Below are 11,639 nucleotides of genomic sequence, written 5' to 3' on the forward strand. Positions count from 1 at the left end.
ACTGCCTTTGAGTAATGGGATATCATAAGCTCCTTTATTATCAGCCGTTTTACCATTTGTAATATTAATATAAGCTGGTAAATTCCCATCAAAATCAAGGAGTGTATGCATTTTAACAGCACCTTTATTGGTCTTGTATTTTGCCCAATCAAAAATGCTCAAACACAGAGATATTGTTGTGGAGTCTAATAACAGGATTTTTGACTTGATTCGGAACTTCACCTGCTTAAACTTGGGATGCTGTCCTAAACTTTCGAGCAAAGCAAAATAGTACTCTTTAAAGAGCTCATGGGATCTATTTTTATTCTGATAACTTACTGATGATTTAGATGGTGCTTTGTCTATACCAAGGTGGTTTAGATTTCCGGTAGCAGAACGAAGTCCATTACTAATATCACGAACAGATTTACTTCGAGCAAAATGACAAAATAACATAGAGATTAAATGACTCCAACTATCAAAACCTTTGTTGTGTTTATCTGTTTGCCTTTCTTTTACTATTTTCTTAAACTTTGAACGATCTAGTTTTTGGATTATTTGAGAAAATAAAGTTACATTTGTCATAGAGAGAGTGTTTTTTGGTGTGCAACTCAAAGATAATTTGAGATCCTTAATTTACTCTCTTTTTTTGTGCCTTTTTTTAAACGTTTAGGACGCTATTGATATTCCTGCTATAAATATCCAGAACTCATCCAAACCTATTTGAATTTTTATTTTAACTCTTGAACTTCGGTAATATCTTCGGTATGTACTTTGTGTGTGGTAACTAAAAAACACAATAAAATGAACTACCCCGAGGCAGAGCCTCGAGGTATCGCGTTACTCGAAAGATAACAGCAACTGATTTTTATTGAACGATTTATAAACAGTTTCTTCTCCTCCTTGATTTTGAATGTATTTCTGAATCACATCCACATTACCATACTGACCAACTGTATTAACATAATATCCACTAGTCCAAAAATTACCACCCCACAATTGACTTTTGACCTCGGGATGCAAGCGAAAAATCTCTTTAGCTGTAATACTCTTTACTGTTCTAACAATAACTTCAACAGAGATTTTTGGTACACTTTGAATCAAAAAATGCACATGATTGTCATCTGCTCCTATTTCAACAAAATGAATTTCATATCGGTCTGAAATATTACGACAAACTTCAACCAAACTAATTTCAACCTCCTCTGATAAAACATTTCTTCGATATTTTATAGGACAAACCAAATGATAAAGTAACAAGCTTTTATTATGCCGTTTGAAAATATGTTCACTCATCTAACAAATATAATCTTTACCAATGAACCCCGAGGCAGAGCCTCGAGGAATTCTTTTGATTAAAAAGCCTTTACTAATCTAGACAATATGTCTATAAAGTAAAGGCTTTTAATTCTTATTATTCTCTTGGAAAATCAGGACGTTGCATTCTAAAGCGAGTTCCAGATAGTGCTTCTAAAAATGAAACAATAGCTGCATTATCCTCTCTACTTAACCCCAGTGGTTTCATTAATGAATCTGTAACTGGATACATCGGATCGGCTAGTTTTTTCTCAGCACTTGGATCTATCATATGCATTCCGCTATTATAGATATTTACAATACCCGTTAGATTATCAAACAGGCCATTGTGCATCCATGGTCTGGTGTTAAGCAAATCTCTTAAAGAAGGAGTTCTAAACTGCCCCACATGATCAGGATCCTTTGTTATCTCATACCTTCCTAAATCTTGATATTGACGCTTGTAATAAGTTAGACCTATATTGTGGAACTTATCATCTGTAAGATCTACTCCATAGTGGCAGTTCATACATCTACCTTTAGTTCTAAAAAGATGCATTCCGTAAATCTCTTGATCTGTTAACGCTTTATAGTTACCTTCCATAAAAGCATCTACTCGACTACGTTGACTTTTGATTGTTTTTTGAAAAGCAGCAAGCGATTCTACAATTCGATTATAAGTAATCTTACTTTCTCCAAATGCCTCCTTAAAATAGGTAGCATACCCTTTTATATCACTTAGCTTTGGGGGCAAAACAGCAATATCCATAGCCATTTCATTATGAGCTGATAAAGGCCCTTTAGCTTGTTCTTCTAAAGTAATAGCCCTTCCATCCCAAAAAAATGTTTTGCGATTAGCAATATTGTATAAAGAAGGCGTATTTCTCATCCCTTGCAAATGATCATGTCCCAGGGCTACTCTACGCTTATCTGTCCATCCTATTTCTGGATCGTGACACGTACTACATGATATCTGGTTTGACTTTGAAAGTTTAGGGTCAAAAAACAACATCTTTCCAAGGATTACTATAGGTTTTCTTTGAGTTTCTACAAAAAGAGAATCCCTTTTAATACTCTCAAACTCTTGCCATCCTACTCCCTTGTCTATTGTTGGTGTTGGCCAAGAGGAAATTGGCATTTTATAACTCTCCACTATGGCTGTATACTCTGGCGAATCAGGATTAAACAGATTTGTCTAATCCCTGGTAAATCCCAAAAAACAAAATATATACACTAGTGGTAAAATACTTCTTTTAATTATCTGCATATTAAAAATTCACACCAACCGATACTCCTATATAATGATTGGTTTTCTTATTAGAAAAATTGACTTGATTTGCTTTTAAAGCAATGAAAATTGGAGGTAACTGTTCGTATTTATATGAGTATTTTACAGCTAACTCATTTTGAATATAGTTTTGTTTTAAATACTCCAAATCATTCTCCATCCAAGTATTTATACTCTCTTTACCTTGATCTGTTTTTAGATCAACTCTAGAGGTAAGTGTGTTTCTAAACACAAGGTCATAATTAAGTTCTAAAGTACTCCTATCATTTACCCTGGTCAGAAAACTAGTTTTCAACCCAAAGTAATTATAAGTAAGGTCTTGTTTTTTATTTACCTCTTTGATAGATACTTTTACAGACTGATACATCCAAAAAGGTTGTAATGTTAGCTGGCTTTTATTGTATTGTTTTCTATAAAAAGCTTCTACTAGGTGACTCGTCTGGGTATAACTATACAGCTCTTTTTGCATCAGTTTCTTTAAAAATGTATCATTATTAGTATAATAAATATCTGTTCCACGTTTCTTTTCAGACTGAGTTTGGTACTTCAAGGCTATCTTAGAAGTAGAATCTAGAGTGAAAAATTTAGTAGCCATAAGGCTATAATAGTTATTCTTTAGTTGGTTTATTTCATAACCATCACTACTAGAACCTAATGCAGCTAGTACATCTTTGCTCATATTATCATTGCCCAATTTAAAAGCAACTAAGAAATCATCTTTTCTAGCTAGTCCTACTCCAAGGTTATAACCAAAGGTTTCATAAACAGCCTTAGTCGTTTTACCACTAAAGTAATTATTCCAAGTTCCCAATCCTTGCATCTGGTAAAGACCAGCTTGCTGGGTTTGATTGGCAAAAGTCACAGAGGTATTTTGAGTATATTTATGTACCCCAGCTGAAAGATCAACCTTCCACAAACTACTTAGTGCATAGCCCACTCCTCCTTTTAGTCTCATATCCGAAGAAACACTCTTAGGCCTGGGATCTCTTTTTTTATAGCCCATAGTAGCCATATAACCTAGTTCTACTCCTAATGACCACCTATTAATCTCTTTGGCGTATCCTCCTTTGAACTCATACGATTCGCTTTTGAAATCATTGGCAACAGAATCTGCCATAGCATAAGGGCCTATTAAATCAATATCAACGTTGTTACTCCAAAGTACTCCTTTCTGTACTTGATTCTTATAACTTGCCGACCCCCAGATTGTTCTGTTGTTACTCAGTTTTTTATAAGAATTAATATCAATGCTTACTTGGTTGTTTGACTTTCCTTTTTGAAACAGGAATAAATCCTTTTGCTCTTTATTGTAATTCAAAGAAAACTCCGAAGTAGAATAATCATTATAATCCCCCATAGTTGAGGGATTATAGTAATAAGAACTTTTATAAGTTTGTTCTAGTTTATCGTGCTGTTTCATCGTCTCTATCAGCTCTTGACTCTTTTGAGCCTGAAGTGCAAGGGTTGAAACAAAAGATAGAAAACAAGAGACATAAATGTAATTTTTCAATCTAATCACTTATTAATGAACAATACCTGATGCCAGACTTACTTCAGAATCACGCATAAAGTCAACAGTTGAGTTGTTGGTGTCTTTATACATATTCTTTCCATTTTGCATCTTACCCACAACTTTACGACGGATAGATTTTCCATATCTAGATGGATCTGAATCAATGGTTCCTACTCCAGTCCAACCAGCATCAAGTGACGCGCCTAAAGTGTTGTGTACCCATTTTTCTGTTGGAGAAGAATTAACTCCGTCTAAGATCCAAGAATTTGGGATTCTGTACGTTTTCTTTTTAGTGATATTTCCTGCTTTATTTAAGTACTCATAATCATAGGTATACTCGGTAAGCCACGTCTGAACAGTTACGTTCTCAGGGAATCTAGCCAAAGCGTAACTCTCAGCTCCTCTATCATTAAGAAAAAACATGTTAAAATTCATTGTACTATAGATAACTTTTGCATTAGGAACAGCAGGATTGTCAACCTGTCCTAATTTTGGGTTATCTAAGTTTGGAAACTCATAATCTGCTTTGCTTAAATCAAAAGCAGGGATATTTGCTTTTTTGTGATTAGTAGCCATATCAGCAACAACAATAAAATCTCCTGGCTCAACATCTTTTGAATGTTCTTTAGGAATCATAAGTACAGCTTGTACCCCAAAATCACTATTTACGATATTTGGTGTTACATTGTGGTTAACAGTATTGAAAAATTCTGATTGACAAATAAGAAGTCCACCTGTTTTTAATACTTTGTCAGTATTGTTAGTTAACTTAAAGTATCTTCCTCCTGTATAAAGCTTCCCTTCTAGAGTTCTTACCCCAGTGAAAAAAACCTCTTCTATAATAAAGTCTTCACTAAAGACTTTTAAGATCAAATCAATTGATAAACTCTGTGTCTCTTGTATTAAATCAATAGAAGAGTTTCCTCCAATTTCCATTTGCTCCCCAGAGGTAAGGGTTACTTTTCCATTAATTGAGATTTTATATGACCCTTTGTCTATTGGAAACTCTAATGTGTTTTGAGTTACTATTTTGGTAGTTTTCACTCCTGAGTTTGTTTCTACAAGCTCCAAAACTACATTATCATAAGATTTGATGTTTTCTGCTTTAAAAGATAGTTTTAACACGCTTGATTTACTTTGTACAATTTCAGATGAATTGTCATCGCTACTACAAGAAATACTAGTCGTGGCTAAAAGCCCAAGGGCTAAAAATAGGGTAAGTAAGTTTTTTTTCATTTTTATTATATTACGTTTTTTAAAATTTATAAGTCAGTTCCATTCCGAAGTATGGTTCTGACACTTCTTTGCGTTCTACTTTAACTCCGTTAAAGGTATAAGGGGTATAATATGTAAATAGCTTATTTACAAACAGTGACATTTTAAAGGCATCAAATATTTTCTTGGTTACTTTCAAATTCACCCTAAGGTCAAAATTGTAATGATTGGCAAAGTTGTCTGTCAAACTTACACTTCTAACAAGCCACTGCTTATACATATCCTGCTTGTCAGCATCTGTAAAAGGGTGAATAATTTGATCATAACCAAAGTAAGACTCGGGAGCGTCTTTGCGATGTTGACGAGTTTCATCCCTAAAGAGTACTCCTTGAAAAGAACCCGAAATATTCATTCCCAATGCAGGTAAATAGGTATCAACAATTAGGTTATAATTCATTCCTGAATATACAAATCCATTATCACTTTTATAAATCCCGATATAAGGAATACTTTGTCCATTAATAGACTTACTAGAGGTCTCTTGTACCGCCTCACTATTGATATAAGTATTTTTAAAATAAGCGCCACTAAGAGTAAACTTCGTGTTTAAAGACTTAAATCTAGGTGTGGTATAACCAAACTCAATTCCGCTTTTGGTAGTACTACTACCATTGGTATCGAAAACCAAGTCCTGAAACGTTTGTCTTGTCTCAAAAGGCAATTCATCAATATTAGGTTTACTTGTCATATTGGCTATATCTAAACCTGAGGCATTGTAACGGTTATATGTCAGCACTTTATATTGACTTGCTCTTCTAAAGCCCGAGGGCATCTTCTCATGGAAATAAGTCATAAAAAACTCATGTTTCCCAACACTTAAGTCTAATCTTATTTCTTTTTTTATGTTCCTAGCTGCCAGTAAATCTCTGTTAGTGACATCCTCTACATAGGTCATAAAGTTTACATAGTGCAAAGCTGGATTTTCAGGTCTAAAGTTTAACTGTTGATAATCTCTATAGCGAAGATTGGGATAAAGCATATTTTGGGTAGGTTGTTTATACAGCTCCCCGTACCCTAGAGTCAAATCAATACCAATAGGCATATTCGCAATTTCAAAACGCGGTAAACTCCACTGGCTAATAAACCTTGGCTCTATATACACTTTATCGCTTAAAGCGTAGCTTTTATCCATACCCAGCATTGTTGATGCTCTAATACCTGCGTAAAAGCTAACTTTATTCTCCTGTATATTCCAATTTAATTTATCCCCTATAAAAAAAGCGATATTCTGATACCCTGGTATATCTCTAAAAGATCTAGGACGAGTGGTCATAGCAACAGAAGGTGGTTTTAAAACATCATAAATCTGTCCTCTCCCATTATTTTTTGCAAACTTATAGTCAAGTCCAAATTCTAAATTATGAGTAGCTCTTAAAGTTATAAATTCAGTCGTAGCCTCAAGTTTACTATTTATATCTAAAGGTCTTCCCTCTGTTTTTGCATCAGATATAAAACTTAGCTCAGGAAAATATCCATCATTAACCCCTTGCTCCCTAGCTATAGACACAGCTGTTGGTCCGCTATACTGAACAAAAACACGCTGTTTAATATCCTCAAAGCCCTGTCTTATGCTACTGGTGAATTTTATTTTCTTGAAAAAAGAAGAGCTATTAAACTTGTACTCCAAATTATTAGAAACAGCAAATAACTTTTTATTATTCTCATAAGAATCTACTTTGTCATAACCTGTATCAGGATCTACTTTATTCTTGTCTACGTTGAAATTAAAGTCAACATAAGATTTCCAAACTAGTTGATCTACGTCAAACTTAAAAGTCTTAGTTGATCTAATCGAGGTTGCAAAACGATTATAAGTCTCATAGATATTTCTAGGGTCTGCTTTGGCATTTAAATAATCAAGACTCATATTTAAATTCCAACTTGGTGATAAGCTCACTCCCTTACCTAGGTAATAAGACTTGCTAAAGCCATCCGCTTTTATTCTTCCTTGCAAAGCAGTTGCACCACTTTTGCGATTGATTAAAATAAGTCCTGAGGTTAAATCTCCATAAGACACCCCTGGTATTCCTCTTATAATTTCGATACTCTCGATGTCGTTAGTGGGTATAGTACGCATATCTACTCCAATGCTAGAAGTTTCTTTACTACTAGCTTGGGGACCACTTTTACCAACCATCTGACTTCCAAAAACACTAAGCTGCATATCTGCGTTAGAGTTCATTACATTGCCATCCATAACAAATTGCACTCCTAAAGAACTAGTATTATATCCACTCCCCCCGTGACCAAACTCACGAATTAAAACTCTATTAACCGAGTTTAAACTTGGTGCTTTAGATAAGCCTCCTGGTAATAATTCCATCACATCTGCAAAACTAGAAGGTTGTAAATGCTCCATAGCTTGCCTGTTGATAACTGACTTAGAGAAAAGTCCTTTACCTTCCTGAGCCGTTATAACAACCTCATTTAATTGATTAAATGAAAGTTTAAGTTCTTGATTAATAAGAGTTGGTTTAACAACAGAAACTTTTTTTTCTACTGTTAGATAAGATAAATGGAAATAGGAAATGGTATAACTACCTGAAAGTACACCAACAGAAAAATATCCATTTTTATTAGTTAGACCAAAATAAGAAGCACTAGTAGATTCGATTGAAATAGAAACATCAGATATTCCATTTCCTTTACTATCAACTACACTAAATTCAACATCAACTTTCTTAGTCTGTGAATAAGTTATATTACAAAATAAAAACACAATAGCACAACAAAGATATCCTGCTATAATTGAACGACCTTTTACTGTTAGGGACATCAAAAAACGATTAAAACTTTCCCCGCAAAAGTATCTTAAAAAACAATACTAATCTATTTATTAAGTCTAAATAAAGACAGTGATTAGTATAAAAAAACAATAAACAACACAAAATCAACATCTTAATACATAATATTATTTAGAATATATATAAATAATATTACTAAACAGATATATAAAATGCCTTATTCTGTCAATTTAAGTTTACATAAATTGACATATCAAATCGTGTTTAGATTAATTTTAACTGTATACTAGCTATTAATAGGATCTTTAAAAATGGTTATTTTAATGTTCAAAAACTACTAACCTTTACTATTGTGACAAGTAAGTATAACTCCCTTTTTACAAAATTATAAAACATAAAAAAACGATTCTATATTTAGATATTATTTGTAAGTAGATCTTCTAAAAAGCGCAGAAATTAAAATAATTGAATAAGCAAACATTAACCATGAACCAAATGTTTTACTATCACCCTCTGACATATTAGGAAATACTTCTGTAAAGAATTTTACGCATATAGTATCAAGTAACATACCAGGTAAGACCATTATTACAGCAGACTTCAAACTTTCAAGTTGCCCTAGGTTAAATCGTTTAAAGACTCGAGTTGAGATAAGACCTAAAGCAGGAATCAATCCTAGATACAAAATAAGCATAATAGGTAGACTATCAGTTATAAAAAAGTACTGCCCAGCAATACGAAATAGAATTGTAGCCAAAAGCCAAACGGTGAAGCCTACAATAAAACTTGTGGTAATATACTTCTTGTTTTTCATCTTTATGGTTTTTTTAAGGGTATTCTATTTTACTTAAACAAAATCGTTTACTAAGATAAGTTTATTTAAAATAACTACCTAACTGCAATCTATACCAGACCTTATTGCCACATAAGCTTGTAAACTAACAAAATCACTAACATTAAGTTGTGTAGATATCTTAAACGATTTTTATGTTAACCCACAAAAAAAGTTTAAGATATCTTACTACACTTAAATTTTTCTACAAAAACTATTCTCACACCTAAACGTTCTATATCTTAGGTCCTTTTGATTTTTGAGACTGCTCACTTTGTTTTTCTGCTTGTGATTGAACATTCGATTGTTCTACTTTATCAGGACTTCTAAAATAAAATTTAACCTCATTAAATTCTTTTTTAAATCTAACAAAGCCCTCATATGCATTGCCTTTTTTATCAATTATATCCTTTACTAGAACAAGTTTTCCTGCCAACAAATCTGCTTGCTGTTTCTGATCAAGCTCTTTACCTCTAAAGGTTTTAAAGTCATCTGATAGTTGTGAGTAACTTTGTTTTTGATTCTGGGTCTGGCCTTGATTTTGACTTTGTTTATTGGTATTGTCAAACAAAAACTCAATATGTCCTTTAGCAGCATTATACTGAATCTCGGCGTTAAACAAACTACCTTTGGCTGAAGTCATCCCTTCTACTAAAAGTGGTTTACCATCTTTTAAAGTTTGAAGCTGTTCTTGACTTAACACAATACCTTTTACCTGTTTTGGCAATTGCATCCTTTCTACCCTTGTTACAATAAGGTTATTGGTTAGTCTATCCACACTCACAACCGATGGAATCTTCTCTTTAGTAGTTGGATGAGTAAGCTCCACTACCCTACCCATATTACCTGTTTTTAAAAGGTTGTGCTTGTCTTCTTTAGAAAAGTCGTGACCATATAGCGGTACGTTAAGATTAGGATATTTCTTTACCCCTTCAAGAGCCATAACTACCTTACCATGTTCGCTTTTTTCAAGGGATAATCTTGCATCAAGGGAGAACACAGCAGATCCTAAATCTAAATTTATAGCCACTAAGTCTTTTGTTTTATAGCCCTTTAAAAGCGAGTCTAACAAATCCATTTCTTGCAGTTTTTCTTTTGAAAGCCCAAGTCTTGATAAAGAATCCCAATCAATGTCCTTTATGTCAAATTTGTAAGCCTTATATTGCTCCTGTTCTTTTACGGGTTCAGCTACCTTGTTTTCTTTTGAAAGTTCTCCTTGTCTTTCTGTGTTTTTTGTACTCATAATACATAGTTTTAAATGATTAAAAATTAAAACTATAGTAAAGAGCCCTTGTAAGTGTAATAATGTAACTACAAGGTTGACTTTGGCCTTTAGTTACTACTTGTGAGTATAGCAGCTCAAATTGAACTTGTTTATTTTCAAAGAAAGATTACTAAAGTCAAAAAAGGTTTAGAGATTCAATACTCTTTTTGACTTAGTTTCACTTACAGCCTAGAGACATAAACACTTTAAAGTACTAAAAATCATACTCTTAGAATACTTTAACACTCTAGAGTACTTTAAATCACTAATTTAATAAGCCAAATAATAATGTCTTCCCACAATAATTTATTAAGTAAATGATTAACCTTTAAAAACCAAAATAAATTATGACAAAACTCAATTACGCCGCAACTCACAATTGTATCTTACAAGAAGAACAAAAACTTACTCTGCAGCCTGGTTTAATTATCGAAGAAGCCAAACACATGATTAGCTATTTAAGTAATATCTTATTTACACTTAAAAATGTTATACTTAAAGACGGGTTTAATTCAATTGAAGAAGAAATATATTTCTTCAAACACATAAAACCACAAATACTAGCCAAAGTAATCTATTACAATAAAATTTATCGTATTGAGACCACCTCTCCCACTTATCCAAATGTGCTATTAGAGGACTACTATCAAAAGAAAATAGATGAACTTATGACAGAGTTTAAAATCCATGCGAACAAAACAGATTTCTATAGATACTATAAAAGTGATAGAACTGATAGGGACTTACAGTACTTTACACTGGGCAACATTAACTTTCTAAATGGTATTAATAGTTTTATTTTTGAAATAGACCCTCTATTTTCTACCTACTATGACTACAAAATAGCTAGAATACTTTCATCAGAGATGCTCTATAACTACTTCCTAGTTAGATTATGTGACATACAAAACATAACTAACTGTAAAACAAACAACATGGCTTTAGATAACGCATTACAATGGTCAGAATCCCAAAATGCTTTAATAGAGCTTATCTATGCTTTATATGCTAGTAAAGCTATTAATAATGGTAACCTAGAAATACGTAAAATAGCGGTTCTATTTCAAGGCCTTTTTGGTATTAATCTTATAGATATACACCACGCTTTTCACAGGATGAAAACAAGAGCCAAATCAAGAACAAGTTATCTTGATAAGCTTAAAACAAATCTAGAAAAGTACATGGATAGAGAATAACAGTAAAAGGCTGCCTCATTGCAAAATAAGGCAGCCTTTTATTGTTAAACTGTTTTAAAATCTGTTTTAAAACATGAGTTATATTAATAATTATGCATAAAAAAATATAAAAATCCGTATATTTAAGTATCTTAAATCAATAGCGTCCTAAATAAATTTCAGGCATAAAATATCCTCCCACTTCAGTAGGATACAAGATATATTTCCGTAAAATCTAAAATAGAACCCCTTGTTGGAGTTTTGGTGGCGGTT

9 protein-coding genes are annotated in these 11,639 nt (G+C 32.9%); 1 reads left to right on the plus strand and 8 read right to left on the minus strand.

The annotated features are described in order from the left end of the window. From CF599_RS18725 to CF599_RS18760, 8 genes are all read right to left on the minus strand, one after another. Nucleotides 1-564, minus strand: a 564-nt coding sequence (locus tag CF599_RS18725; protein ID WP_121967452.1) for a DUF4372 domain-containing protein, incomplete at its 3' end; no start/stop codon positions are given. Between the two features lie 255 nt (nt 565-819). Continuing rightward, complete coding sequence (gene tnpA, locus CF599_RS18730) at nt 820-1,275, minus strand: IS200/IS605 family transposase (protein WP_121967453.1); 456 nt, start codon at nt 1,273-1,275, stop codon at nt 820-822. A 118-nt stretch (nt 1,276-1,393) separates the two neighbouring features. Further along, complete coding sequence (locus tag CF599_RS18735) at nt 1,394-2,464, minus strand: cytochrome-c peroxidase (RefSeq protein WP_254050367.1); 1,071 nt, start codon at nt 2,462-2,464, stop codon at nt 1,394-1,396. Nucleotides 2,465-2,543: 79 nt separating this feature from the next. Further along, a complete protein-coding gene (locus CF599_RS18740) occupies nt 2,544-4,073 on the minus strand; it encodes a DUF6850 family outer membrane beta-barrel protein (protein ID WP_143824839.1) in 1,530 nt (509 codons plus the stop codon). Between the two features lie 12 nt (nt 4,074-4,085). Then, entirely contained in the window at nt 4,086-5,312 is a 1,227-nt protein-coding gene (locus CF599_RS18745) for a DUF4876 domain-containing protein (protein ID WP_121967456.1), read from the minus strand. Between the two features lie 19 nt (nt 5,313-5,331). Further along, nucleotides 5,332-8,127, minus strand: coding sequence for a TonB-dependent receptor plug domain-containing protein (locus CF599_RS18750; protein WP_121967457.1), 2,796 nt, complete (start codon nt 8,125-8,127; stop codon nt 5,332-5,334). 389 nt (nt 8,128-8,516) lie between these two features. Next, complete coding sequence (locus CF599_RS18755) at nt 8,517-8,909, minus strand: DUF5367 domain-containing protein (RefSeq protein WP_121967458.1); 393 nt, start codon at nt 8,907-8,909, stop codon at nt 8,517-8,519. 253 nt (nt 8,910-9,162) lie between these two features. Further along, nucleotides 9,163-10,170 (minus strand): DUF3945 domain-containing protein, encoded by a 1,008-nt coding sequence (locus tag CF599_RS18760; RefSeq protein ID WP_121967459.1) that lies wholly within the window; start codon nt 10,168-10,170, stop codon nt 9,163-9,165. A 368-nt stretch (nt 10,171-10,538) separates the two neighbouring features. On the opposite strand from CF599_RS18760, the gene CF599_RS18765 reads away from it, so the two are divergent. Next, nucleotides 10,539-11,387, plus strand: coding sequence for an RteC domain-containing protein (locus CF599_RS18765; RefSeq protein ID WP_121967460.1), 849 nt, complete (start codon nt 10,539-10,541; stop codon nt 11,385-11,387). Nucleotides 11,388-11,639: the final 252 nt, after the last annotated feature.

The organism is Myroides sp. N17-2, from assembly GCF_002286775.1.
Taxonomy (GTDB): domain Bacteria; phylum Bacteroidota; class Bacteroidia; order Flavobacteriales; family Flavobacteriaceae; genus Flavobacterium.